The sequence below is a fragment of the Halioglobus sp. D3-4 genome (assembly GCF_055809315.1).
The window spans coordinates 2,750,211-2,776,856 of the sequence record NZ_CM147907.1 but is presented as its reverse complement, the minus strand read 5'-3'; the positions used below and the strand labels follow the sequence as shown (position 1 = coordinate 2,776,856).

Here is a 26,646-nt window from a genome sequence, read left to right as displayed (position 1 = left end):
TATGTCTAAACCCTTCAAAACAACGATTGAAAACGGTATTGCCGAGATGATTCTCGATCATCCTCCGGTGAATGCATTTGACAGTGCAGGCTGGTTCGCGATTGCCGCAGAGATTGATGCACTGGGTGTGAACGATGAGGTGCGTGTCATTATTATAGGTGCCGCCGGCAAGGGTTTTTGTGCTGGCGTTGATATCAAGGAACTGGCCGCCCATCCCGGGAGGATCGTGGATGTAAATAAGGGGAACTACGAAACGTTCCGTGCAATCCATCGCAATCCCAAGCCGGTGATCATCGCCCTGCACAGTTTTGTGCTTGGGGGAGGCATCGGTATGGCCGGTGCAGCAGATATCATCCTGTGCTCTGACTGCGCGCGCTTCGGTGTGCCGGAGATTGATCGCGGTGCAATGGGTGGTGGCGCGCACCTGCAGCGTATGTTTCCGGTGCAGAAGGTGCGTTACATGTATTTTACCGGCGAGTTTATCGACGCGCAGGAAGCCTACCGGCTGGGTGCTGTGGAGCGGGTCGTGCCGCTGGACGAACTGCTGCCGACGGCTCGCGAGATCGCAGCCAAAATAGCCGCCAAGTCACCGGCCATGGTGAAACTGGCCAAGGAAGCGTTGACAGGCATTGAGGACGGCAACCTGGAAGACAAATACCGCTGGGAGCAGGGTTTCACACTTGAGGCCTACACGGTGGGTGATTCGCAGGAGTCGCGCGACGCATTTGTCGAAAAACGCGAAGCAAAATTTTAGCGCGCAATGCAGCTTTCATGTTTTAGCACAGTATTCGATGCTGCTGAGCAGGGGCCGGATTTTGTACCGGCTCTGGTCTCGAGGTGCCCGGTCCGAGCGATATCAACATTCAGGAATATTTGATAATGGAGCTTAATTTTACAGAACATCAGGTAGCGTTCCGCGAGGAAGTGCGCAGTTGGCTGGCCGACAACGTACCGGCCGAGGCGTTGCAAACTTTTGACACCGCTGAGGGTTTCAAACAGCACCGCGAGTGGGAAGCGACGCTCAACAAAGGTCGCTGGGGTATGGTCACCTGGCCAGAGGCGCTCGGAGGTCGCGGTTGCGATTTGATCGAGTGGCTGATTTTTGAGGAGGAGTATTACAAAGCGCGCGCGCCATTGCGTGTTAACCAGAACGGTATCTTCCTGCTCGGCCCCACTCTGATGGAATACGGGACGGAAGAGCAGAAAGCGCGCATCCTGCCAAAAATGGCCAATGGCGAGGAAGTCTGGGCGCAGGGCTGGTCCGAGCCCAATGCCGGTTCCGATATGGCAGCCATTCGCTCGACGGCGAAGTTGGAGGGTGACAAGTACATTATCAATGGGCAGAAAACCTGGTCGACGCGCGCGGTGTGGGCGGACTGGTGCTTCGGCATGTTTCGCACCGACCCCGAGTCGCAGCGCCATCGCGGCCTGACGTTTATCCTGGTGCCACTGAACAGCCCGGGTATTACGGTGCGCCCGATTCCCCAGCTCGATGGCCTGCCCGGGTTTGCCGAGATCTTTTTCGACAATGTCGAAGTGGCCGTGGAAAACCGCCTAGGCGACGAGGGTGCCGGCTGGAGTGTGGCGATGGCCACGGCGGGTTTTGAGCGCGGCTTGATGTTGCGCTCGCCGGCGCGCTTTCAGGAAACCGCGCGTCGACTGGTCGAGCTTTACAATGCGAACAACGAATCTGCCGACAGTGATCCAGCGGTGAAAGACGCTGTTATTCGCGCCTATCTCGATGCGGAGAGTTACTGCCTGACGACCTATCAAACCGCCTGCCGTTTGAACAAGGGCGGAAAAATCGGCGCGGAATCTTCGACCAATAAGATATTCTGGTCGGAACTGGATCAGAATATGCACGCGACCGCGATGAGCATTCTCGGGGCGCGCGCAGAACTGTTGCCGCATGCGCCGGCGGCACAGGGTGTGGGTAATTGGCTGGACGGTTGGTTGTTCTCGCAATCCGGCCCCATTTACGCCGGAACCAACGAAGTGCAGCGCAACATTATCGCCGAACGAATGCTGGGAATGCCGAGGTAGCCGATGGATTTTACATTTACAGAAGACCAGTTGCTGTTCCAGGAATCCGTGCGCGATTTTCTGGTGAATGAGGTGACGCCCGAACGCATACGCGCCAGCTGGGAGACCGACAGCGGGCGCGATCCGGTACTGTGGGGCCAGCTCGCTGAGCTCGGCCTTACCGGAATCACTGTGCCCGAAGAGTACGGTGGCCTCGGAATGTCTGCACTGGACTTTGTGTTGTTGGCGCAGGAGTGCGGCTATGTCGCACTGCCGGAGCCGCTGGTACACAGCGCGTTGGTCGCGGTGCCGATGTTGCAGGATATAGGCGGTGATCTGGCGGCGCACTGGCTGCCGAAAATCACCGCCGGTGAAGCTCGGGTTGTGATCGGTATTGCACAGAACCTGGTGGTTGAAGATGCTCATATTGCCGATCTGCTGATACTGCAGCAAGGCGATGCGCTGGTTGCGGCTGTGCCGGATCAGGTGGACTTGCAGCTAAACGAATCCATAGATCCTTCGCGCAAGCTGTTCACCTGTACATTGAAGAGCGGTGCAGCAACCGTTGCCAACGCTGCAGATGCGGCGTCATTGGTCAACAGTGCCCTGAATCGCGGCGCTCTGGGCTGCGCAGCACAGGCCCTGGGGTTGGCACAGCGCATGATAGACCTGTCGGTGCAGTACACCAGCGAGCGACAACAGTTTGGCAAGCCTATCGGCAGCTTTCAGGCAGTAAAACACCACATGGCCAATGTGGCAGTGCGTTTGGAATACGCCAAGGCACCGACGCACCGCGCCGCATACTCGATCGCCCTGCAACAGGGCAATGCGGCACGCGCGGTATCGCACGCCAAGCTGGTAGCCTGCGAGGCGGCCAGCCTGGCCGCGAAAAACAGTCATCAGGTACACGGTGCCATGGGCTACACCTGGGAAGTGGACCTCCACATCTTCATGAAAAAGGCCTGGGCACTGGCCAATACCTGGGGCGACGCCGGTTTTCATAAGGCTCGGGTTGCCGATCACATATTCGCTTCGGGCACGGCACTGGGTGCCGGCGCGACCTTCGCTTAACGATAGAGGATCAATCAATGGCAGACGCTTACATAGTAGACGCAGTACGCTCACCCACCGGTCGCCGTAAAGGCGGCTTGTCGGATGTTCACGGCGCTGATCTCGGTGGCCACGTGATGAAGACGTTGGTCGATCGCAACGGCATCCCCGACAGCGAGTACGACGACGTGATGTTCGGTTGCGTCGATACCATTGGTCCGCTGGCTGGTGATATAGCGCGTACGGCATGGCTGGCGGCCGGCTTATCCGACCTTGTGCCCGGTACGACCATCGATCGCCAGTGTGGTTCCTCGCAACAGGCCGTGCACTTTGCTGCGCAAGCCATTATGTCGGGCGTGAACGATGTGGTGATCGCCGGCGGCGTACAAACCATGACCCAGATTCCGATCTCCTCGGCAATGATCGCCGCGCAACCGATGGGTTTCAGCGACCCGTTTTCCGGTAGTCAGGGCTGGGTTGCGCGCTACGGCAGCACGCCACCCTCACAGTTTGCTTCCGCGCAGATGATCGCCGACAAATGGAACATATCCCGCCAGCAGATGGAAGAGTTTGCGTTGCGGTCGCACACACAGGCACTGTCTGCGATTGAGGAGGGGCGCTTTGATCGCGAGATTGTGCCGCTGAATGGTGTAGATATGGATGAAACCCCACGGAATACCTCTATGGAGAAGATGGCCGAACTGGAGCCTCTTGTGGAGGGTGGAACGATTACTGCTGCCGTATCCAGCCAGACCTGTGACGGCGCGTCTGCGATGCTGATCGTTTCCGAAGCCGCATTGAAACGTTACAACCTGACACCGCGCGCCCGGATCGTCCACATGAGTGTGCGTGCTGCCGATCCGATCTGGATGTTGACGGCACCGATCCCCGCCACCGAATACGCGATGAAGAAATCCGGTATGACATTGGCGGATATCGATCTTGTGGAAATCAACGAAGCGTTCGCGTCTGTGCCAATGGCGTGGTTGCTTGAAACCGGTTATCCACAGGAGAAAACCAATGTGAATGGTGGTGCTATCGCACTGGGGCATCCGCTGGGCGCGTCCGGCACCAAGCTGATGACCACGTTATTACACGAGTTGGAACGCACCGGTGGAAAATATGGCTTGCAGACAATGTGTGAAGGTGGTGGTCAGGCAAATGTGACGATTCTTGAGCGCCTGTAGGCCTGATTGGATGACGCAAAGGCAGCCCGCAGCTGGTCTCTGAGAGATCAATCCAACAAAAAAAGGCAATGTTGGGTATGCAGAGCAAGAGATATCGCCAGTCCGTCATGTAACAATCAGGTAAATTGAGGGTGTTAATGAAAATACCATTGTATTTAGGGGGGGCAGTATTTCTATTGCCTGCAATAGCTGCGTTTGCTGCAGATGTCGATTATCAACACCCCAATATCACTATTGTGGCGAACAATGAGCCTCTGGATTCTGTATTGAATTCCGTGAGCAGGGAAATGCATATTTTCGTCACTACGCAAAATGGGTTCAATCCTGTCGTCAATTGCGATATTCAGAGTCAGCCGCTTGAGCAGGCATTTAAGACGTTGATGAGGGGCATGAGTTATTCCCTTGAGTGGAAGAACGATGGTCAGCAATTGATCGGGTTGACGATTCTCTCGGGTTCAGATGTGCCTAATACAACTGTTGATGTTGGCAGTACTTCTGTGGTCACGCCTGTGAGCAATTTTTCAGGCATGCCCGGTACAACACACAGTGCTCCCAGTGTTGGGCAGCAGATCGAGCTCGATGGCAATAGGCTCTTTCCGGCAGCGCGTAGCGACGCTCGCCCGGTTGAGTCGCGAGATCGAGAAGACGGCTTGAACTCAGAGGTCGAGACTCAAGAACTCGAGACTCAAGAAATCGCGGTACGGAAACTCGAGGATCGAGAAATAGAGCTGGAACAGCGGCGTCAGGAAGAAGTGATTGCACGCGAGGCAGGGATAGAGGAAGAAGAAGTACGCAAGCAGGCGGAGATGGTGGAGTACTTTGAAACGTATGGCATTAACCCTAACCAATAAACACCAAACGAATCAAGCAGAGGAGTCATAGAGTGAGTGGAATTCTAGCAGGACGAGTGGCGATCATAACTGGTGCGGGCGGTGGTCTGGGGGCAGCGCACGCAAAAGTGTTCGCTTCAGAAGGCTGTTCCGTCGTGGTGAACGATATCAATACGAAGGCAGCTCAGGCCGTTGTCGATGAAATCACCCATGGCGGTGGCAGCGCAGTGGTGAACTGTTCGGACATTACTAATTACGACGACAGTCTCAATGCTGTCAAGCAGGCTATCGATAGCTTTGGCGATCTGCACATTGTGCTCAATAACGCCGGGGTAAATCGCGATCGCATGTTCGCCTCCATGACAGAGCAGGAGTGGGACGCCATTATGGCGGTGCACCTCAAAGGCCATTTCTGCATTAGTTCCCACGCAGTGCACTACTGGCGCGGTCAGTCAAAGGACGGCAAGCCGGTTGATGCGCGTATTATCAACACCACTTCCGGTGCTGGTTTGCAGGGCTCCATCGGACAGTCAAATTACGCCGCAGCCAAGGCGGGGATTGCCGCCCTTACACTGAATCAGGCCGCGGAATTGGCGCGCTACCATATCACCGCTAACGCGATGGCGCCCTCAGCCCGTACCGGCATGACCAGCGCCGTGCCTGAGATGGCAGCACGCATGGCCAAGCCAGAGGATGGCAGTTTCGACCATTTTGCGCCTGAGAACGTATCCAATGTGTTGGCCTGGTTGGCCAGCGCAGAAGCTGCTCATGTAACCGGAAAAGTGTTTGAGGCTGAAGGTGGTCGAATTTGTATCTGCGATGGCTGGCGTACAACGGACGGTGTCGATCGCGGAGCAGCTTGGGCGCCCGCCGAAATCGGCGAAGCGATGAAGGAACTGTTGGAGAAGGAAGTGCCCGCACAAAAAGTCTGGGGCACCTGAGGCTGGGTATTCATCGGAGTAGCTATGGAATTTGCATTCACGCAAGAACAGGAAATGATACGCGACACTGTGGCGGCGTTTCTGGCTGAGGAGTCAGACAGTGCGGCAGTGCGGCGAGCGATGACGTTGGAGCAGGGCTATGAGTCGGCGCTGTGGGAGCGCATCTGCAGCGAATTGTACTGGCAGGCGATTCATGTTCCCGAGGTGTACGGCGGCATGGGCCTCGGGTATGTGGAACTGGTTGCTATGATGGAGCAAATGGGTCGACACTTGCTGTGCTCGCCGTATTTCTCTTCGGTGTGCCTGGCGGGTAATGCGCTGCGGGTCGCGGGGAATGAGGAGCAGCAGGCTCATTGGCTGGGACAACTCTGCGAGGGCAGGTTAACGGCGACGCTGGCGTTCAATGGCGGTTCAAGCCGCTGGGATGCAAATGCGATCACAGCCACCTGGCGCAGGGATGGTGAAGGCTATATGCTCAATGGTGATTACCGCTATGTCATTGATGGACATACCGCTGAGTTGCTGATTGTGGCAGCGCGCGAGCAGGGCAGCACTGGAGAGAGTGGCATTAGCCTGTTTCTTGTTCCAGCGAAAGCTGCAGGCGTCTCCTGCCAGTGGCTTCCCACTATGGACCAGACACGCAAGCAGGCCGCCGTGCAGTTGGCCGACGTGCATCTCGATGCAGACGCAGTGATGGGGGAGCCGGGGGAATCCTGGGGGGCTCTCGCTAAGGTGATTGACCTTGCCACCATTGCGCTGGCCGCAGAGCAGGTTGGCGGCTGCCAGCAGTTGCTGGATAGCACAGTGGCCTATACCAGCGAACGTGTACAGTTCAATCGCACTATTGCCAGCTACCAAGCAGTGAAGCACAAGGCCGCTGATATGATGCTAAAAACCGAAGTGGCGCGATCCGCTATCTACTACGCGGCCTGCGTTGCGCAGGAGGCGCTGGATGGTGGTCCGCTGGCTGGAGAGCTACAGGAGGCGGCGAGTGTTGCCAAGTCCTATTGCTCGGATGGGTACTTTGCAATTGCTGGGGATGCGCTCCAGTTATTCGGCGGCGTAGGCTTCACTTGGGAATACGATGTTCATCTGTACTTCAAACGCGCCAAGTCGTCTGAGCACCTGCTGGGAAATGGGGCGTATCATCGCGAGCGCCTGGCTTGCACGCTATTGGATTCAGGGGAAATGGATTGAGGGTAGGATCATGAAGTTAAGTTTTAGCCCCGAGGACGAAGCCTTTCGAGAAGAAGTGGCCAGCTGGTTGCAGGACAATCTGACGGGTGAGTTTGAGAAGCTTAAATACCGCGGTGGCCCCGGTGATGAACATATGTATCCCGCTGAGCGTAAGGTGTGGGAGCAGAAACTGGCTGAAGGTGGCTGGACCTGCGTGGGTTGGCCGAAGGAATACGGTGGGCGCGGCTGTTCCATTGAACAACAGGTGATTTTCTTTGAGGAATATGCTCGGGCAGGTGCGCCTGGGCGAGTCGGCCATATCGGCGAGGGGTTGGCCGGGCCGACCCTTATCGCATTCGGCACTCAGGAGCAGAAGGATAAGTACCTCCCCGGCATCGTCGCGGGCACCCAATTGTGGTGCCAGGGATATTCCGAGCCAAGCGCCGGTTCCGATCTGGCTAATGTAAAGACCAAAGCCAGTTTTGATGAGGAGCAGGGCAGATGGCTGATCAACGGCCAAAAAGTTTGGACATCGCTGGCTCATGAATCCGACTACTGTTTCGCCATTGCTCGAACTGATCCGGGCTCCGTGGCGCACAAGGGCCTGGGTTTTTTTCTGATTGCGATGGATCAGCCGGGTATCGAAGTCAGGCCAATCGAGCAGATTACCGGGACCTCAGAGTTCAATGAGGTATTCTTCGATGATGCCTATTGCGGTGCAGACGATATAGTCGGTGCGCCCGGGGATGGTTGGAAGGTCGCGATGGGGTTGCTGGGTTTTGAGCGCGGTGTGTCTACATTGGGGCAGCAGATGCAGTTCCAGAATGAGCTTGACGAAGTGGTTCGCCTGGCGCAGCGCAATGGTGCCGCAAAGGATCCCGCTATTCGTCAGCGTATCGCCCGTGCACATGCGGAGCTGAAGATTATGCGTTATAACTCGATGCGAATGTTGTCGGGGCAGAACGCCAGCGATGGTGCATTGCAGAAGGAGGCATTGATCTATAAGTTGTTCTGGGCCACTTGGCACCGCAGCCTGGGTGAGCTGGCCATGGACGTGTTGGGCCCGGAGTGTGAAATCCTGGAGGACGCTCCTTATGCATTGAGTCGCTTGCAATCCATGTATTTGTTTGTCCGTTCTGACACAATCTATGGCGGTACCAACCAGATACAGCGCAATATTATTGCCGAACGGGGTTTGGGCATGCCCAGGGAGCCTAAAGGCCCAGCCAAGTAGTATGAATAATCGAGGGTTACAAGATGAAATTGAAATCACCTGATTACGTTCCGGGCCACGGCCTGATCAAAGGTAAATCTGTTCTGGTGACAGCCGCAGCTGGCGCCGGTATTGGGTTCTCGGCTGCGACCCGAGCGGCCGAGGAAGGCGCGCGGGCAATCGTATTGAGTGATATTCACGAGGGCCGGCTGGCGGCAGCAGTTGAAAAGCTTAAAGCGGAATCGGGCCTTTCCGAGGTATACGCCAAGGTGGGAAATGTGGCTGTGGAAGAGGATGTTCGCGCGCTGATCGATTTTGCCGAAGAGAGTATGGACGGTGTGGATATCCTGGTTAACAATGCTGGCCTTGGGACCTCGAAACTTCTTATCGACATGGAGGACGATGAGTGGCACCGCGTGATTGATGTAACACTCAATGGCACAATGCGGATGACCCGGTATATGATGAAGGTCATGAAGGCGCGCGGGCAGGGTGGTGTTATTGTCAATAACTCTTCGGTATTGGGGTGGCGTGCACAGAAAGAACAGGCACATTACGCAGCAGCAAAAGCGGGAGTAATGGCTTTGACACGCTGCGCAGCGTTGGAGGCGGCGGATTTTGACGTGCGCATTAATGCTGTGGCGCCGTCCATTGTGTTACACCCGATGCTGCGAAAATCGGCCTCTGAAGAGCTTCTGGCGGAGCTTGAATCCAAAGAGGCCTATGGGCGTGCAGCTGAAGCATGGGAAGTGGCGAATGTGATGATATTTCTGGCGTCGGATTATTCCAGTTATATGACAGGGGAGATTGTCTCTGTTTCCAGCCAGCGAGGCTAGGTTAAACGCGGGTGCGTGCTGCCGTAGTCCTCAAAATCGCCCTCTTTGCGGTCGTTGCTTTTGCCCTGCCGCAGAATAGAACAACAGACATTTCAGGAGAACGAACATGAGAGAAGCCGTAATAGTATCCACCGCGAGAACAGGTCTGGCCAAATCATTCAGGGGAGGCTTCAATGACACCGAGGCTCCGGCTATGGGCGGCCACGTCGTGCGAGCTGCAGTTGCCCGCGCAGGTCTGGACCCTGCCGAGGTGGATGATTGTATTTTCGGCGCTGCGGCGCAACAGGGTACACAGGGCTATAATATTGGCCGTCTCTGCGGTATTGCCGGCGGACTGCCCGACACCGTTGCCGGTATGTCCATCGAACGACAATGCTCCTCCGGATTGATGTCTATTGCAACTGCTGCCAAGTCCATTGTGTGTAATGAATACGACATAGCCGTTGCAGGTGGTGTCGAATCAATCTCATTGGTGCAAACCAAGCACAAGAATGCTTATCGCAGTGTGTCAAAGGCAGTCGTGGAACTCGACCCCACTGCCTATATGCCAATGCTGGAAACGGCAGAGGTGGTTTCCGAGCGCTATAACATCAGCAGGGAAGATCAGGATCTGTACGCACTGCAAAGTCAGCAGCGCACCGCTGCAGCGCAGCAGGCGGGGCTGTTTGACGACGAGATTGTGCCAATGGATACCACGATGGCGGTGTTCAATAAGGAAACAAAAGAGACAAGCTACCAGGATGCAGTGGTGGATCGAGATGACTGTAACCGCCCATCGACCACACTGGAGAGCCTGCAGGGGCTGGAACCGGTGTTCAAGGACGGGCAGTGGGTCAAGCAGGGGCGTTTTATTACTGCGGGTAATTCGTCACAGCTTTCCGATGGGGCCTCTGCCTGCGTGGTAATGGATGGTGCACTGGCTGCAAAAAAGGGGCTCGCGCCATTGGGCATTTATCGCGGTCTTGCGGTGGCCGGCTGCAAGTCTGATGAAATGGGCATTGGTCCCGTGTTTGCCGTGCCCAAATTGTTGAAGCGGCATGGCTTGAGCGTCGGCGATATCGATTTGTGGGAGTTGAATGAAGCATTTGCTTGTCAAGTGATCTACAGCCGTGATCAACTGGGCATTGATAATGACAAGTTGAATGTCAACGGCGGATCAATTTCCATCGGGCACCCGTTCGGGATGAGTGGAGCGAGAATGGTTGGACACGCACTATTGGAGGGCAAGCGTCGCGCAGCAAAGTATGTCGTGATCACCATGTGTATCGGCGGCGGTATGGGTGCAGCCGGGTTGTTTGAGGTAGCCTGATCGCGCATGCATCAGCGCGGCGTATGTGCGGGGGTTGTCGCGCACAACCCCAAATCAGACGAGCTCTCGTCTCTGGTCGAAATCCTGCTTCTCTCTGCCGGCTGGGTGGTGGTGGTCGACAATAATTCGTCTGATTGCCTCTATCTGGAGGCTCTGGAGTGTCAATCCGGCGTCACTGTGATTCGCAATAGTGAAAATCGCGGTGTGAGCGGGGGTATAAACCAGATCATCACAGAAGCAAGTACGCAGGATGCGAAATTTGTCGTAGCATTTGATCAAGATACCAAAATCACTTCCGATCTCATTCCTGTGCTCGTGAGCCACTTCGAGAGCTTGCTTGAGTCCGGTGAAGCGGTCGCTGCCATTGGGCCTTGCGTGGTGGATGATTACACCAATAGGGGTATGCCGTTCGTGCGCTTCAGACTCCCTTTTAATACCCGGTATAACCGCGAGGCAGTATTGCAGGGTGAGCCACTGGTGGAGTGTGACTTTCTGATCAGCTCCGGATGCCTGATGTCCCTGCAGGCCCTGAAGGAAATTGGCGTTATGAACGATGAGTTGTTCATAGACAATGTCGATCTGGAGTGGTGCTTTAGAGCGCGCCAGAAGCATTATAGAATTTACGGGGATTTCACAGTCGCGGTTCGCCAGCAGATCGGCGTGGCCCTCACCCGTATTCCGTTCACCAATGCGGTGATACGGTATCACGATTACTCGCGACATTACTTTATGACCAGAAACAGGGTCTGGCTGTATCGCCAGCGTCATGCCAACACTGCATGGGTGGTTCATGACGTCTTCCGATTTGCCGGCAAGCTATTGTATTTACTGGTGTTTAAAGGGAATCGCCTGGCGCTTTTGAAGAGTAGCCTTAAGGGGGTAATCGACTCCTTCACACTGAAGTCTTACAATAACGGCAAGATATAACAATATCCGGTCGAAGCAATAGCGTACTCATACGATGAAACAAAGGAATCGATTCCTCTTTATTCTCGGGCCTCATCGCTCGGGAACATCGCTTGTTGCAAGTGCGTTGCACACTCTAGGGGTTAAGCTCGGTACTCGGTTTATAGAACCGAATAGGGATAACCCAAAGGGCTTTTTCGAGGACGAGGAGGTCGTCCGTTTCAATGATCGACTGCTGAGGAGCCTGAGCCTCTCTTGGGATAGTTTCGGGTTTATCTGGGAAGAGGATTTTGGTGCTGAGAAGTTCAAGCCCTATCATGCAGCTGCAGTTGCAATGATTAGGGACAGGTTCGCTGAAAGCAGCGTAGCCGGCCTTAAGGATCCTCGATTTTGCTTATTGCTCCCATTCTGGAAGCGCGTCGTCTCGGAGGCGCTGGACGTCGATGTCACCTATGTACTGGGAATTCGTGCCCCGGAAGAGTGTGTTCGTTCGCAGAGAACACGGCATATCAATGACAGCGATTTTCATCTGCTCGGTAGGCGCCATATTCAGTCTTTGCTTTTGTGGTGGACGTATCTGGTTCGAGCGCTTGCGGACGTCGCTCCGGAATATCTTGTCGTTGTAAACTACACGTCGCTGATTGAGTCTCCAGATAGTGAACTCCGCCGTCTGGCCGGGCTGTTGGAGCTTGAACTGTCTCAACCCGCGTGCGATAGCTTCTGTCGTCTGCAGGTTGAACCCGATCTAAATAGAAGTCCATCTTTGGGCGAGGTCGACCGCGGGCAGAGTCCCCTATTATGGAGATACGCCGATACTCTCCATCAACGTCTACTTATGCTTGCAGGCTGTGATTCGTTCCTTACCGATGAGTTGGCGGACATATTCAATGGGATGGATCTCAAGCAGTTGGAGCCGCTCTACCTAAGGGAGCAGTCGCTCATGTGTGGATATTCGTACAAAAAAGTACTTAGTCTTCGACACAGGTTGATTCGCACCATACAGGAATTAGGTGAAGCGCAAGCAGAGCAAAATGTCCTGTTACAAAAACTCGGCACAGAGCAAACCGAGCATTATGCGCTGCTTCAAGCGCATGAAGATCTTATTTCAAGGTACCAGACTGTATTGAATACACGGGGTTGGAGATTTCTTGCCGGAATTCGGCGATATACCAAATGGTTATTCCGCTGATGTATCTGTAGAATCACAACGCACTGTGAGCGAACGTGTATATGACCCCTAGACAGTTATGGCAATCAATCTGTAGATTCAGGTGGCGATCATCTGTAGCTACAGTTCTAGCCAATATCCGGCTGTATGGTTGGCGTGCCACCATACGCAAGGTAGGGGTGCGCGTCAGGTTATTTGTCAATCGAAAGTATCGAAAGTCTACATGGGGCAGGGGCCAGGAGTCTTTCGAGAACGTGAGTCCCGCCGGCGCGCTTTTTGGGCGACCTTCGATACTCATTGTCGGCGCGCTGGATCTTCCCCAGTGCAAGAAATATCGTGTGTCTCAGAAAGTTGAGTATTTCCATTCGATTGGATGGGATTGCTATTACTGTCATTACAGTGATGCGCAGAGAGCTATCAGTTACTTGCAGATTTCAACGGCACTCATATTCTATCGAGTGCCAAGTTGTGCCCAGTTCAACGAGTATTTGGAGGAGGCAAAGAGGCTGGGAATTGTCACGTTCTATGATATTGATGATCCCATTTTCAATGTGGAAGTGTATAGAGAGAACAAGAATCTGGAGCACATCCCAGCACACGAGCGTACGCATTTGTTAGCCAGCGCAGATGACTACCATGGTGCAATGAAACGGGTCGATGCGCTTATATTAAGCACTTCCTACTTGCGGGAACTCGCTCAGGCAGCATTTGGTGGGCGCACATACCTGTGGCGAAATCTTGTAGATTCTGCCACCCTCTCTATCGTTGAAAACCTGGAGCAAGAAGAGGTAAAAAGCATTTCGGAGAGAGTAACCATCGGCTACGCCTCTGGTTCCCGGGCGCACGACGAGGATTTCAAAATCGTAGCTTCTGCACTCGCAAAAATTTTCGAATTGCATGACAACGTGGATTTCCAGGTAGTAGGTTACGCGGTAATGCCGCCGGAGTTGGAGCACTTCAAAGACAGAATCAATACGCGTCCGTTCGCTGGATACCTGAAATATTTTGAAGCGATGAATGGGGTTGATATCAATATTGTGCCGCTTGTTGATGATCGCTTTAACGCCTGTAAAAGTGCGATTCGCTATCTTGAGGCATCATTGTGCGAAGTGCCAACCGTCGCATCTTGCGTAGGCCAATTTTCTGAGGTTATCGTTGACGGACAGGATGGAAATATCGCTCGTAACCAAGATCAATGGGTTTCAGCATTGACGCGCCTGATAGAAAGTCCCGAGCTGAGATTACAGATGGGCGAGGCTGCAAATCGCAAGGTCAGGGCGCATTACACATTCTCTTGTCCCGATGTAATAGAGCGGGAATTACTGGATCAGTTTGCATTGTCCAATGTATAAATTGCTTGTACTTAATCTTTACTATGCGCCAGAGAGTTTTGGCGGTGCTACCATTGTGGTGGAGCAAACTGTCCGGCGCCTCAGTGAGAATCACGGTTGGTCCGTTCTGATAGTGACTACAATACGAGATCACTCGCTGCCACGCTATGCCCTGCGGCGTTACAAGCTTGATGGTATAGATATCATTGCGATAAATGTGCCGACTGAGCTTCAGGGAGAGGCAGCGTATAAGAATGCCGAGATAGCCAGACGTGTCGTGGAGATAGCACGCGCCTTCCAGGCGGATATATGTCACTGCCATGCGATACAGGTTCTGGGGTGCGACTACTTCGACGAAATCAGGGATATTGGTACAAAGATCGCTATAACCGTTCATGATTGCTGGTGGATATGTGAGCGGCAGTTCATGATTAATTCCGATGGCTTTTACTGCAATCAATGGGCGCTGGATGACGCGCAATGCGCCCAGTGTTCCAGCGATCACCGGATGCAGGTCAAACGCAATGTGTACTTGCAGACGCAACTCGCGAAGGTGGATTTGAAATTGTTTCCGAGTGCATTTCATCGCGATCTACATCTGGAAAATGGCATCGATGAGGACAGCTCGTTTGTCAACAAAAACGGCATTACACTTCCTTTGCCCAGCTATCCTTTGGTACGTGAGGCTGCGCTTGAAGAGCGCACCCACACAGTATTTGGATTTGTGGGCGGCCCTGGTTTTATCAAAGGTTCTGAGCAGATAATCCGTGCATTTAATGAGATTGAGCGAACCGATTATACGTTGCAAGTCGTTGATGCTGCTGGCAATGTGGGCTCGAGTTGGGTAGATCGTGATTATTGGAATATTCCCGGGAAAGTGGAGTTTGTGCCGCCGTATCGTCAAAATGTGATGGACGATTTCTTCTCCGGTATAGATGTGCTGTTGTTTCCATCTCAGTGGAAGGAGAGTTTTGGGCTGACTGTTAGGGAGGCACTGGTGCGTAACGTCTGGGTGATTTCGACCGACTCAGGTGGTGTGGCCGAGGATCTCGAAGATGGCGTTAATTCCAGCGTGATTCCATTTGGATCCGGAGTTAACGAGTTAAGGTCAAGTATTGAACACGCGCTGGAACGAAAGGACTGGAAGAGCTACAGTAACCCTTCTGCGCATAAGATCAGGGGCTTCGACGAGCAGGCGAAAGAGCTTTCAGATTACTTTCACGCTATTCTTAGGTAAAGCCGTTTGCCAGCAGTCAACATTGCATTTACCGAAAGGGCCTGAATGTTCGATAGTTGGGCGTCATGCTCTCGGTTAATCTCGAGAAGATGCTAGGAAAGTAACAGTCTGTGTCAATCTCAGAGCCCCATTTGCTGCGCAACCTTTGAATGTTCTCAAGGTCATCAGTTTTGGGACGCGTCTGTGATTCCAAATGAATGAGCTTTGAGTCTGGACAGTACACCAGTCTGCCCAATTGTGAGAGTTTGAGACAGAGATCAACATCAGAGAATGAGGTAGGGAAATCCATCTCGTCAAAGCCGCCAACGAGGTCAAAGTCGGACCTCCGTGTCAATAACGCTGCACCGGTCAGCGCACTCGTGTTGCGAGTTGAGTATGCCCATCGTTGATAGGATGGAGCGCCGTAGGGAAGGTGCTTGAAATAATGCCCTGCGAACCCCCCTATGCCAAGTGCTATTCCGGCGTGCTGAATGGAAAAATCCGGATACAGCAATAAGGGTCCAGCTGCGACAACGCCGGAGATTTCCAGATAGGGCACCAGGTTTTTAAGCCAGCCAAAGTCCAGCAGCTGTACATCATTATTTAAAAAGCAGATGTAGGACTTTAGGGGCGCACTTTTAACGCCCAGGTTGCACATTCTGGAGAAGTTGAACGCTCCCTCGTATTCACTGATAGTCACACGATCTGTCCCGGCCAGTTCGTCCAGCATCTTCCTCGCGGTGGGGTCGGTGGAGGAGTGATCAACCAAGACGAGTTTCAATCTCGGATAGTCGGTCTGCGTCCACAGTTCCAGTACAGACTTCAGTAACAAGGGAGAATCACGGTGCGGTACGATGAGTGTGACATCGGGCCAGTTGTGTAACTCTACCTTGGAGTGATAAAGATTCAGCGGGGAGTCGACTACAACCTCCGGATCAACCCGACAATCAATTGCATGCGTCCAATAGTCAGCGACCGCCTGACTGCCGCTTTCCAACTGACTGGGCGTTTCCATTGAACTGTCGGCATCTGAGTTTCCGACAACCCTGTGGTGGTAGAGAGGGAAAGGAATGTGGTAGACATCTTTCGCCCTGAGCTGGGGTGTCGCGCGCAAAAGGATTGCATGCGCCTGTACCCCATCAATATCCTGTATATCGTGCATCTTCTGCAGAAACCCGGCACGCCAGCAAACCAGGCTGCCCACGTAGTTCTGCGACAATAGCAGTTCGGGGCTCCATCGAGGTTTGAAATAGGGGTCAAAGCGTGTTTGCTGGGTGTCTATTTTATCGTGATCCGTATATAGCAGCTTGACGTGAGGATGTGCCGAAATTGCGACTGCGAGGCACTCCAGCGCTCGTGGGTGCAGCATGTCATCCTGGCTGAGGAAAATAACAAATTCATGATTGCCGTCCTGAAATGGACGGCCATCGGCCTGTTCTTGTCCGCAGGCAGGCCGCAGCAAAATGCGGGGATCGCTGTGCCCGCGAAGCGCCAGAAAATCTGTAATTTTGCGCTCATCTGCACTATCAATAATACAAATCAGTTCCCAGTTGTTGTGAGACTGGCGCTGAACTGAGGCGATAGTGTCGCCAAGGAGGTCATTGTCGAGACCACTCACGGATAGTATGACAGTGAGCTTTGTGTCTGCAATTGTTTGGGGGTCGCAGTTAGCGGTCGCTACAAACTCATTAATTTCCTTGCTCTCAAAGTTTTTGATCCAATGCGCGTAAGTGTTCAGAATCGGCGAGCGCCGAATTTTCATAACAGCCTTTCTCAGCATCGGGTAAGTTCCGTATTTTGAAAGGGATGAAAAGACTCTAGATATCATGTTAACTGAATTTCATTGTCGGCAGCATCTATTTAGTAACACTTGAAAGCACAGTGTTCCCTGTGTTTGGCTACTTCTCGTCGTTCTGCGAGTGTGATGAATTTTGTCGCTGCCGTAGGTAAAAGCGGCGCCCGGATGATAATAATTCTTGAAACCAGGTGTGGCGTCGCCGTTGCGCAGTCGCAGTGGGGAACCGGCCAAGACTATTCAAACCGCACGCTATAGGCATGTGGTGGGCGATAAGAGCATGCGTCATATGCACCCCGATGCCCGCATATTACAAATCGAACTCATAGTCCATTATGCTCAAGTTCCTTACCAAAACCAGAATGGAAACATTGTCAAAACAAAAAGACAAGCTCCTTTTTAGTGACAGATAGTGTTTTCTTAAGCGTGGCTCTAAATGTGGGACTCACGCACTCACTAACGGTATTCGAACTGTCTGAAGTGAGCTACAATCTGGCCCGCGACAAGCCCAGGTGGCAAGTTAGGACAGAGGAAAAGAGGGCAGGCGCAGCTCCTGACATTGAGCATCACTGATCATCAAATATATTATCGCTTTAGAGGCTACATAGCGCGCTTTTTGTATGCCTGCAGATGGCAACCAGCGCGATAAGGCGTAGATATCTAACATGCAAGGAAATCGTCGCAATAAAGAGGGAGAGTCTGGCCGGTCGGCTGCTGACACGGGCACTCATTTCAGTCTGAAAGCACTCTTTGGCAGATTGATTGCAACCTGGCTACCCCGACAACAGTCGATTGGTCACACTGGTGACACACGACGGTACCCTGAAGTGACTGGGGTTTCCGGTAAGCCTACGATTCCTATCAGCTTTGTGGTGATACGTTTTTCTGATGAGTATCGGCACAATTTTCTCCGGTCGGAGAGCGCGCACGACAGCCTCAATGAGGTGATAGAGATTGATAATACATCCAACCTCCACTACGACAATCTTTCGCAGGCTATTATTGCCGGCTTGGATCAGGCAAGAAACGATCTTGTCGCAGTCATCCACGAGGATGTGCTTTTACCAGAGGGGTGGCAGTTGCAGTTTGAGCAGTCACTTCGCCAACTTGAAGATTATGATCCCGCCTGGGGGATGCTGGGTAGCGTTGGCTGGGATAACGATGGCGGGTTTATCGGCCACTGGAGTGATCCCCACCAGTTCAAAAATACCTTCGAGGGCAGTCAGCTTAATTTTCAGGAGGCGGAAAAGTTAGACGAACAACTTCTCATCATGCACCGGGACAGAAAGCCTAACCTGGATGGTGATTTGCCCGGTATCCATTTTCTCGGTGAAGATTTAAAGCGTGATTTGAGTAACAGAGGATTGCGCTGCTACGCGGTAAATGCGCCGACAATTCACAAGTACGCTGATAAAATGGGCAAGATAATCGTAGTCTCCACTCAGTCCGACAAGATCGGCGACCGGGAAAGTGCAACCTATCTTGCCGATGAAGCCTGTTGCAAGGACTATATGCGATGGAAGCATCCGGGTTTTTTTTCTGAAGAGGATTCTATGCCCTCGCAGATGTCGCTGGATCAGGCGAAGAAGTTACAGCTTGAGCGACCCGTGATAGTCCTCTGTGCGGGTGAAACCGAATCGGAACTTTTGCGCGGATTATTGGTGGATGCGGGAATATACGTTAACAATTTCAGTCCTGAAGTTGGCGAGTTTCCGGAGTTGCTGATTCCTGTCTATAAAATGGTTGTCGAGAAGTTCAGGTGTCATGCGCCTTGGCAGAAGCGCAACACGGCAAGTGCTTTTCTCAATTTCGCTGCACAGATGATACGTGACTTGCCGCCGAATCGGCCCTGGGGATTTGTATTTCCAGAGTGCGTTTTAGTGTTGCCTGAGTTAAGAGATATATTTCCGAAAGCGCGCTACGTCTATTTCCAGCGCGATCCATTGGATATATGTATGGGGGGATTGCATAAGACCGCACGTTTGGACAATCATATAGGGAGAATTTCACTGCCCGAGGCCTATCGATATCTGGGCATGGATGTGGGGCAGATTCCCGGTGGAGATGCGCTTGACCATATGGTAGCTACGACCGTGCACCATCTGGAATTGGTCAATATGCACCTTGCCGAAGTGCCCGGCAATGACCTGATTACGTTGCAGTTTGAAGATCTGGTTAGAAGTCCCGCAATGACGATGGAGCAACTGTCCACCTGGATGGGGGACTTGAATCCAGTGAGCATTGGGGTGCCGAAGGATATAGAAACACCCATAACAGAATCCCAAGATCGATATTCTGACGAGAAGATCGCAGTGGCTACAGCGAAGCTTGCGGGCATCCGAAAGGCGCTTGGGTATATCTAGGCGAGGTTGGTCTCTGCTATTCTTCCGCAGGGAATAGACGCGCATCCCCTCCCGAGCATTGTGGGCAGCCAAAAGAACTCTAATTGCACCATTCAAGACAAGTGAAAGCTGACAAATGACTGGATCATCCAAGAAAATATCTTCAAACGTAGACGAGCCGACAATAAGCCTGTTTGAAGAAAATTCAACGAGTGATACCAAGAAGACGTTCATCATCTTTGGTGTCGGTCGCGGTGGGACGACCATGGTCGCTGGCGCGGCCAAACTCTGCGGGCTTGATATTGGCGAGAATCTACCGATTAACATGGAAGACAATGATTTTAATATTCACGTATTAAGAAAAGCTGGCATCAAACCCGTCCATCATATTCTTCATTCATTAAAAGAGCGGAATGAAACCAAAGATATATGGGGCTGGAAATTTCCAAGGGCTATTGCTTATCTACCCTATTTGCGCGACTTGCTTGTAAATCCACATCTCATTCTGGTGTTTCGCGATCCGGTGGCAACAGCAACCAGGCAGATTTTGTCCGGTATGCCGGAGGTAAAGGCAATCCAAACGGTGCAGCAATTACAGCAGCGTAATATGGATTTGGTGAAGAACTGGAAAGTCCCCACGTTGCTTGTGAGCTACGAAAAATCAGTTCGCTATCCCGAGCAGTTTGTTACTGATTTGTGCAGCTTCCTCAATGTTGAGCGCCCGGCCAGAATGTCTGATATTCTGAAGTTCATGGAACCTGGGCAGTACAAGCCTATTTGAGTGGCATGTCGAGAAACTAGCAAGCCAGAAAATGAGCAGGGAATGCCTCCTAGTAATCGCATAGAAGTAGCGCGAGACAACTCAATGACCCTCTTTCGGATACCGCAGAAATGGCAGATGAGGCGAGCGAAGGGTTCACATATCTTTGACGTTTCTGGGCCAGACACGCCCCGCAACCGCCTTCGAGCGGTATCTGCTCTCGTATGACAAGCACCAGCTGGCGCACAGCATTGCTGAATCGCCGCATGCTGATCTGTGTTTTTACCGGGCTTGCTTCCGGTATGCCCCTTTACGTGCTCTTTCAGCTTGTTCCGGCCTGGCTGAGTGAGGGTGGCGTATCACTTGTAGAAATAGGATTGTTCTCTCTGGTAGGTATTCCCTATACATGGAAGTTCCTGTGGGCGCCCATGATGGATCGCTGGGCCCCCCCCTTTCTTGGGCGACGTAGGGGCTGGATGTTGATAACCCAGGTCGCACTATTGTTTTCCATTGGTATTTTTGGCATGTACGAGCCGGCCCAATCGACCTGGACAATAGCGTGGCTGGCGGTGGCAGTAGCGTTTTTCAGTGCCAGCCAGGATGTGGTGCTGGATGCGTACAGGCGAGAGATTCTTCCGGATCAGGAACTGGGCATGGGTAATGCCATCCATGTGCAAGCCTACCGCGTCTCCAGTCTGGTGCCAGGTTCCCTCTCGCTGATTCTGGCCGACAGCCTGCCGTGGTCCAGCGTGTTCTGGATTACTGCCGGCTTTATGTCTGTAGGGATTGTCATGACGTTGGTGGTGGCAGAGTCGAAAGTTGAGCTGCCACCGCGCTCAGGTGTGCGAGACGCACTGATTGCGCCATTCTCTGAGTATCTGCGACGTCGGGGGTGGCAGGGGCTGATACTCGTGCTGGGCTTCATGTTTTTGTATAAGGTGGGCGACAATATGGCCACAGCGCTGTCCATGCCATTTTATCTCGAGTTGGGGTTCAGCAAGACCGAGATCGGATTAATCGCCAAGCACGCAGCGCTTTGGCCCACCATAGTGGGTGGACTGTTGGGTGGGTTGGTGATGCTGAGAGTTGGCATAAACCGCGCCCTGTGGGTCTTTGGCGTGGTTCAAATGGTCAGTATTCTGGGGTTCGCTATTCTTGCTAATGCCGGACCCGAATTATGGTTGCTGGCACTGGTGATTGGCTTTGAGTATCTGGGCGTGGGGATGGGTACGGCGGCATTTACGGCCTTTATCGCCCGCGAAACTAGTAAAACCTACGCAGCCACCCAGTTCGCACTGTTTACAGCGCTGGCCGCCGTGCCGAGGACGCTGGCCAATGCCAGTACAGGAATGATTGTAGAGCAGATTGGTTGGGTTCACTTTTTTCTATTCTGCACACTGCTCGCACTGCCGGGAATGCTACTATTGTGTTGGGTAGCTCCCTGGAGAAGCGATTATTACGAGGAGACGGTAAAGAAGCAGGATGATTGATCACAATAAGACCCGAGCGTTGCACTTTTGGGGACTCCGTCACGCCCGTCAGGGCATTTCGGAGTTGCCTTGGATATTGCAAATAGGGGAATATAGGGGGATTAATTCTTAGAAGTGAAAATAAGTGTAGGGTTTATGAATAAGCATATTTTCTTGCTGCCCAGTGGAAGGCAATAGATGGGGGAGCAAGGGCAAGTAGTAAGTAACATGGATGACTCAATGCCGACCCGTGTGCTGGCCATATTGGGTATGCACCGCAGTGGCACCAGTTGCCTGACCGGATCGCTTCAGGCGGCCGGGTTGTTTCTGGGTGATTGCCATACCTGGAACAAGCACAATGAAAAGGGTAATCGGGAAAATCAGAAATTTGTCGACCTGCACGACTCCATCCTTGCCGCAAATGGTGGGGCGTGGGATACGCCGCCTGCCACCGCTGTCTGGCAGGAAGAGCATGTCGTATGGGCGAGAGATCTGCTCCAGGCGCATGCCGGAGAGTCCAACTTCGGCTTCAAGGATCCGCGGGCGCTGTTGGTTATCGATGGCTGGAAGGCGCTGTATCCCAAGATTGAATTTATCGGCATTTATCGTCACCCAAATGCAGTGGCCAAGTCGCTTAAGAAACGCAATTACCGACATCGCGAAGATTGGCTGGAACTGTGGTACGCCTACAACACGATTTTGTACCAGCAGTACCTGAACAACCCGTTTCCAATCCTTTGTTTCGACGATGATGAGGCGGTTCTGGATGAAAAGATAGTGCGTGCTGCTGGGCAGTTAGGACTCGTTCGTAAAAGCGATGATCACAAGTTCTACACGTCGGAGCTTCGGCATAACGATGGCTCGGGCGAAGAAGCACTTCCGGAGCATATCAGTCAGCTGTATCAGAAATTGAAGAATGCTGAATTTTGACTGGTATGGGTGAATGTTGAGTCGAATTGCGCAGCGCATTCGCCGACTCATGTCGAATACGCAAGACCGCGGCAGAGTGCTGGTCAGTTTTGTCGTGATTGTCTACGACATGCCCACCCAGGCCCAGAATACTGTCCGCTCTTTGCTCGCTGATTACCAGCAGGGAGTTCGGCCTGACGAATACGAAGTCCTAATTATTGAGAACGCCTCGACAAATACGATGTCCCGGGAATTTCTCGATACGCTACCGCCAAACTTTTGCTACCACCTGAGAGAGGAAACCCAGCCAACCCCTATTCACGCAATCAATTATGGAATAGAGCTTGCCAGCGGTGAAAATATTTGTGTGATGATCGATGGTGCGCGCCTGCTGACTCCCGGTATTGTCAAAAATACGATCCGCGGGCACAAAATTGCTTCCAATGCAGTGGTGACGGCACCGGGATATCATCTGGGTTACGAGTTGCAACAAAAGGCTGTCGGGAGCGGTTACGATGTGGACCAGGAAAAGGCGCTTATGGAGTCAATTGCCTGGCCTGCGGACGGCTACAGGCTTTTTGAGATAGCGTGTTTCAGCGGCTCATGTGCTGCCGGATTTTATCTGCCACATGGAGAGAGCAACTGTATTAGTATGCCTCGTGAGCTTTGGCAAGCGTTGGGCGGCTACGATGCGAGATTCGATATGCGTGGAGGCGGAGTGGTGAATCTGGATCTCTACAAAAGGGCCTGTGAGTATCCTGGAATTACCCACGTGTTTTTGCACGGTGAAGGGACATTCCACCAGTTTCATGGTGGCGTCACGACCGGTGGGGAAGAAGCTGAAACCAGGCAGAGGTTCATCACAGAGATTATGGGGCAGTATCAGGCAATACGGGGTAAGAAGTTTGAGCTCCCTGTGACGAATTCGGTCTATCTGGGAGAGCTATCGGAACACGCACAGAAATTTGTACAGCTTTCTTCCACCACTAAACTCGAAAGAATGAAAAATAGGGCCGCCACCTAGAGCGTTTCGGTCAAAATACAGATAACCAAGAGGTCAAAGGAAACGTATGAATACGAGCATTTATTTTCCGCCATCACTGCAGAGATTTGAGCCCAAGAGAATGGTTTTCAGTACTTGGGTTGACCACCTTGCTTTCGCCTACGATCTTGTTGCGGCCCATCGCCCCAAGCTGATTGTTGAGCTGGGTGTTTATAATGGCCTGTCGTTTTTTACCTTTTGCCAATCGATGGTAGAGCACGATATCGACGGTGTGGCATATGGTGTTGATTGCTGGGAAGGTGATGAGCATACCGATGCCTATGACGATTCAATCTACAACGATGTTGCCGATCACGCGCGCGGTAACTATCGCGGCAACACCTATTTATTGCGGATGTTTTTTAACGAAGCGCTGAGACATTTTGACGATAATTCAATTGACCTTCTGCATATAGATGGCCTGCATACCTATGAGGCCGTGCAGGAGGATTTCACCAACTGGTACCCCAAAGTGAAGCCAGGAGGCATCATTCTGTTTCACGATGTGATGGCAAGAATCAAGGATTTTGGCGTCTGGCGCTATTTCGAGGAAATAGAACAGCAGTATGATGAAGTGTTCAAGTTCAATCACGGTTTTGGGCTTGGTGTGCTGCGTAAACCCGGTGGAGAGCCTACGAATGAGCCGTTGTTCGATATGCTTTTTAATAAAGACGAAGAGTCGATAAAAAAGTTGCGCCAATTCTATGTACACGCCGGGCATTTTCTGGATTCTCGTCGTCAGGCAAATTTCTGGCGACAATCCCAGAAAGGAATGAAGAAGGGCGGGCAGGGGAAGAAGCCAGCCGAAGCCAAGCCCACTGAATAAGCATGTCACCGTCGTGCTCACCGTTCAGTTCGGCGAGCAACGCAATTACATAAAGGGTTGCCTATGACAGAGATGAGTGGGCCTGAAAAATTCCCGGAAGAGCTCGCTGAGTACCGCCCTTTGTTGGAGCAGGTGCACACGTTGATCGACGAGGGCGACTACGAATCGGGGATTGCCCAGCTACAAAAGGTGGCGCGTGCCAGCGGCAGCGAACCCCTGATGAACTACCTGATCGAAATGCGAGTTCAGGCGTTCCCCAAGATGGCGGAGAAGATTACGCCTGAGCCGATGTTTGAGGCGAACAGTCTTCTCGGTAAACCCGATGAGGTCCGCGCGCAGCTGGATAAAGATGGCTATCTGTTCTTTCGCAACATTGTTCCGCAGAACCTTCTGCAGGATTTACGAGACCAGATTACACAGATTCTCGCCGACCAAGGTTGGATTGAAGGCGGCACGCAACGTAATTTGGCACGTGCGATTCGGCGCCCGGTGCGCGAAGGGCAGCCCCAGTTCTTCAAGGCCCATGACCGAATTATCAAACTGGAAGCCTTGCACAGCATGGCACACGAACCGCACCTGATGGACGTGATGCGACAGGCGCTTGGTAGCTCAGTATTCCCTCATCCGCTGAGCATTGTCAGACTCATCTTCCCTGACAGCCCCGAGTTGGCAACGCCGCCCCATCAGGATTTCCCGAATAACCAGGGTACTCCAAATTTGACGGCGGCCTGGATGCCTCTGGCCGATTGTGCGATTGAGGACGGTTCCCTGGCTGTTATGGAGGGGTCGCACAAGTTTGGCGTGATGCCACTGCGGTTTCACCTTGGAGCGGGCAATCGCCGCGCCGTTCTAAGCGAAGATGTTCTGGCGTGTCGCTGGGTGGGGGCTGATTTCAAAATGGGGGATATTGTGCTGTTCCCGTCGATGACCGTGCACAAGGCCATGGAAAACAGCAATTTGGAGCGGATGCGATTGTCAGTGGATTTTCGCTATCAACTCGAGGGAGAAGCTCTTACCGAGGGGTGTCTGCAGCCTCACTTCAACCGGCTCAGTTGGGATGAAATCTACAGGGACTGGAAATCGGATGCGCTCAAGTATTATTGGCGCAACAAGGATTATGTGGAAGTGCCATGGGATCCCACCCTGCATGAGCTGCCAGCGGATCATGTCGATGAGGCCTATGAGCAACAGCTCGCCTACAATATTGCCTTGACGCGGCGCAAGGAAAGTCGCGCGGCCGGGGGAGAGAGCTGAATTTCCCTGTGTTTACACCCAGCTTTCTGGGCCGATTACAGGGGCCTTATGTGGTGGTGAAATGAAGCGGCTACCAGGTAATCGGGATCTGATTTTTGGGAAAGCTAGTGGCCCCGAAAAACCAGGTCTCAACCGCGTAACGCAATTTGGTGAAGTCCTCCCGGTACTGTGTCCTGTGCAGGTACAAATGGTCGAAGAAAAACGCATCACCGGCGTTGAACTCAGGCATCATAACGGCCTGATTCTCTGCGAAACGGTCGGTCACCAGTGAATCACTGACGGACCAATTGAACTGTGCTCCCTCCGCAGATGCGATTTCATAAAGCCTCTGTGGCACAACGTCCAGGCCTGGTGCCCCCGTAAGGCCACCGCACCGGTTCAGCGGCAACCACATATTGAGGCTGTTCAGATTGGTTCCCATGAAGGCGCCATCCTGGTGCCAGCCCGCTTCGGCAACAGGCAGCTTGGAGCGTCTCAAGACCCATTTTTTGGCGGAAAGACAGGGGGGCTCACCCAGGTATTCGGTCATGAGTTGCTTAATGCCGAGCTCTTCATAAAGTTGCAGCAGGGCCTCCGCTACAGAGGGCGCCTCAACACACATGGCGGACCCTGAGTTGCGGTGAAAACTTCGGGTATTGGTAAGTTCACGATTTTTGTTTGGCATGATCGACCGGAGGTTTTCGGGCGGATTATGATAAGCGCTGCGCGGCACATCTGCGCTGGTAGTCGAGCAGGCATCAATTACCCGGTCTGCCGCTTGAATCAGGGTGTCGACAGCAGATTGGGGGAACATGTTCCTGACGATGAGCCCGCCGTGGTCAGCAACCGCAGCGCGCAGCTGCTCGAGGGTGAAATCTGCCGCTGTAACTTCCGGTACACAGTGATCAGTGACCCTGGGGTTGGAGGGGGGCTGGATAAGCAGGCGTGGGGACGCATTAGCCTCGCGCGTTCGGTATGCTTCGATTCGTTCGCTCATGCGCTTACAGTCCGCCACGATGTCGCGCGACTCAAGCATGGCTGGAGTGAGTTCAAACTCGTTCATACTGTACTTCACTGACTAAAAA

At 52.9% G+C, this 26,646-nt stretch carries 23 protein-coding genes; 21 read left to right on the top strand and 2 right to left on the bottom strand.

Annotated features, from left to right (window positions below):
- Position 1 precedes the first annotated feature (1 nt).
- From AC0L6S_RS11940 to AC0L6S_RS11875, 14 genes are all read left to right on the top strand, one after another.
- Entirely contained in the window at positions 2 to 754 is a 753-nt protein-coding gene (locus tag AC0L6S_RS11940) for an enoyl-CoA hydratase family protein (protein WP_473424201.1), read from the top strand.
- Positions 755 to 879: 125 nt separating this feature from the next.
- Positions 880 to 2,043 carry an acyl-CoA dehydrogenase family protein gene (locus tag AC0L6S_RS11935; protein WP_473424200.1) on the top strand — a complete coding sequence of 388 codons (1,164 nt, stop codon included), beginning with the start codon at positions 880 to 882 and terminating at the stop codon, positions 2,041 to 2,043.
- A 3-nt stretch (positions 2,044 to 2,046) separates the two neighbouring features.
- Complete coding sequence (locus AC0L6S_RS11930; protein WP_473424199.1) at positions 2,047 to 3,093, top strand: acyl-CoA dehydrogenase family protein; 1,047 nt, start codon at positions 2,047 to 2,049, stop codon at positions 3,091 to 3,093.
- A gap of 17 nt (positions 3,094 to 3,110) precedes the next feature.
- Complete coding sequence (locus AC0L6S_RS11925; RefSeq protein WP_473424198.1) at positions 3,111 to 4,259, top strand: acetyl-CoA C-acetyltransferase; 1,149 nt, start codon at positions 3,111 to 3,113, stop codon at positions 4,257 to 4,259.
- 137 nt (positions 4,260 to 4,396) lie between these two features.
- Positions 4,397 to 5,110, top strand: coding sequence for a hypothetical protein (locus AC0L6S_RS11920; protein WP_473424197.1), 714 nt, complete (start codon positions 4,397 to 4,399; stop codon positions 5,108 to 5,110).
- Between the two features lie 32 nt (positions 5,111 to 5,142).
- Positions 5,143 to 6,030, top strand: a complete 888-nt coding sequence (locus tag AC0L6S_RS11915; protein WP_473424196.1) for an SDR family oxidoreductase — start codon at positions 5,143 to 5,145, stop codon at positions 6,028 to 6,030.
- A gap of 24 nt (positions 6,031 to 6,054) precedes the next feature.
- Entirely contained in the window at positions 6,055 to 7,227 is a 1,173-nt protein-coding gene (locus tag AC0L6S_RS11910) for an acyl-CoA dehydrogenase family protein (protein ID WP_473424195.1), read from the top strand.
- 10 nt (positions 7,228 to 7,237) lie between these two features.
- Positions 7,238 to 8,440: an acyl-CoA dehydrogenase family protein gene (locus tag AC0L6S_RS11905; RefSeq protein ID WP_473424194.1), complete on the top strand. Its 1,203-nt coding sequence runs from the start codon at positions 7,238 to 7,240 to the stop codon at positions 8,438 to 8,440.
- A gap of 23 nt (positions 8,441 to 8,463) precedes the next feature.
- Entirely contained in the window at positions 8,464 to 9,255 is a 792-nt protein-coding gene (locus tag AC0L6S_RS11900) for an SDR family oxidoreductase (RefSeq protein WP_473424193.1), read from the top strand.
- A gap of 106 nt (positions 9,256 to 9,361) precedes the next feature.
- Entirely contained in the window at positions 9,362 to 10,564 is a 1,203-nt protein-coding gene (locus AC0L6S_RS11895) for an acetyl-CoA C-acyltransferase (RefSeq protein ID WP_473424192.1), read from the top strand.
- 6 nt (positions 10,565 to 10,570) lie between these two features.
- The gene (locus AC0L6S_RS11890) at positions 10,571 to 11,491 is read left to right on the top strand and encodes a glycosyltransferase family 2 protein (protein ID WP_473424191.1); all 921 of its coding nucleotides are present in this window, start codon (positions 10,571 to 10,573) and stop codon (positions 11,489 to 11,491) included.
- 34 nt (positions 11,492 to 11,525) lie between these two features.
- Positions 11,526 to 12,659, top strand: coding sequence for a sulfotransferase family protein (locus AC0L6S_RS11885; protein WP_473424190.1), 1,134 nt, complete (start codon positions 11,526 to 11,528; stop codon positions 12,657 to 12,659).
- A 233-nt stretch (positions 12,660 to 12,892) separates the two neighbouring features.
- Positions 12,893 to 13,990: a glycosyltransferase gene (locus tag AC0L6S_RS11880; RefSeq protein ID WP_473424189.1), complete on the top strand. Its 1,098-nt coding sequence runs from the start codon at positions 12,893 to 12,895 to the stop codon at positions 13,988 to 13,990.
- A complete protein-coding gene (locus AC0L6S_RS11875) occupies positions 13,983 to 15,206 on the top strand; it encodes a glycosyltransferase family 4 protein (RefSeq protein WP_473424188.1) in 1,224 nt (407 codons plus the stop codon). The genes AC0L6S_RS11880 and AC0L6S_RS11875 overlap by 8 nt, the downstream gene beginning before the upstream one ends.
- Positions 15,207 to 15,234: 28 nt before the next feature.
- Here the strand turns inward: AC0L6S_RS11875 and AC0L6S_RS11870 are convergent, their stop codons facing one another.
- The gene (locus AC0L6S_RS11870; protein ID WP_473424187.1) at positions 15,235 to 16,947 is read right to left on the bottom strand and encodes a glycosyltransferase; all 1,713 of its coding nucleotides are present in this window, start codon (positions 16,945 to 16,947) and stop codon (positions 15,235 to 15,237) included.
- Between the two features lie 977 nt (positions 16,948 to 17,924).
- Between AC0L6S_RS11870 and AC0L6S_RS11865 the strand changes: the two genes are divergently transcribed.
- From AC0L6S_RS11865 to AC0L6S_RS11835, 7 genes are all read left to right on the top strand, one after another.
- A complete protein-coding gene (locus tag AC0L6S_RS11865) occupies positions 17,925 to 19,343 on the top strand; it encodes a sulfotransferase (protein WP_473424186.1) in 1,419 nt (472 codons plus the stop codon).
- Between the two features lie 115 nt (positions 19,344 to 19,458).
- Complete coding sequence (locus AC0L6S_RS11860; RefSeq protein ID WP_473424185.1) at positions 19,459 to 20,103, top strand: sulfotransferase; 645 nt, start codon at positions 19,459 to 19,461, stop codon at positions 20,101 to 20,103.
- A gap of 203 nt (positions 20,104 to 20,306) precedes the next feature.
- The gene (locus AC0L6S_RS11855; RefSeq protein ID WP_473424184.1) at positions 20,307 to 21,572 is read left to right on the top strand and encodes an AmpG family muropeptide MFS transporter; all 1,266 of its coding nucleotides are present in this window, start codon (positions 20,307 to 20,309) and stop codon (positions 21,570 to 21,572) included.
- 207 nt (positions 21,573 to 21,779) lie between these two features.
- On the top strand, positions 21,780 to 22,481 hold the full coding sequence (locus AC0L6S_RS11850; RefSeq protein ID WP_473424183.1) for a hypothetical protein: 702 nt from the start codon (positions 21,780 to 21,782) through the stop codon (positions 22,479 to 22,481).
- 76 nt (positions 22,482 to 22,557) lie between these two features.
- Positions 22,558 to 23,484, top strand: coding sequence for a glycosyltransferase family 2 protein (locus AC0L6S_RS11845; protein ID WP_473424182.1), 927 nt, complete (start codon positions 22,558 to 22,560; stop codon positions 23,482 to 23,484).
- Between the two features lie 46 nt (positions 23,485 to 23,530).
- Positions 23,531 to 24,328 (top strand): class I SAM-dependent methyltransferase, encoded by a 798-nt coding sequence (locus AC0L6S_RS11840; protein WP_473424181.1) that lies wholly within the window; start codon positions 23,531 to 23,533, stop codon positions 24,326 to 24,328.
- A 63-nt stretch (positions 24,329 to 24,391) separates the two neighbouring features.
- Positions 24,392 to 25,582 carry a phytanoyl-CoA dioxygenase family protein gene (locus AC0L6S_RS11835; RefSeq protein ID WP_473424180.1) on the top strand — a complete coding sequence of 397 codons (1,191 nt, stop codon included), beginning with the start codon at positions 24,392 to 24,394 and terminating at the stop codon, positions 25,580 to 25,582.
- A gap of 70 nt (positions 25,583 to 25,652) precedes the next feature.
- Here the strand turns inward: AC0L6S_RS11835 and AC0L6S_RS11830 are convergent, their stop codons facing one another.
- Complete coding sequence (locus AC0L6S_RS11830; protein WP_473424179.1) at positions 25,653 to 26,624, bottom strand: phytanoyl-CoA dioxygenase family protein; 972 nt, start codon at positions 26,622 to 26,624, stop codon at positions 25,653 to 25,655.
- Between the last annotated feature and the right edge of the window lie 22 nt (positions 26,625 to 26,646).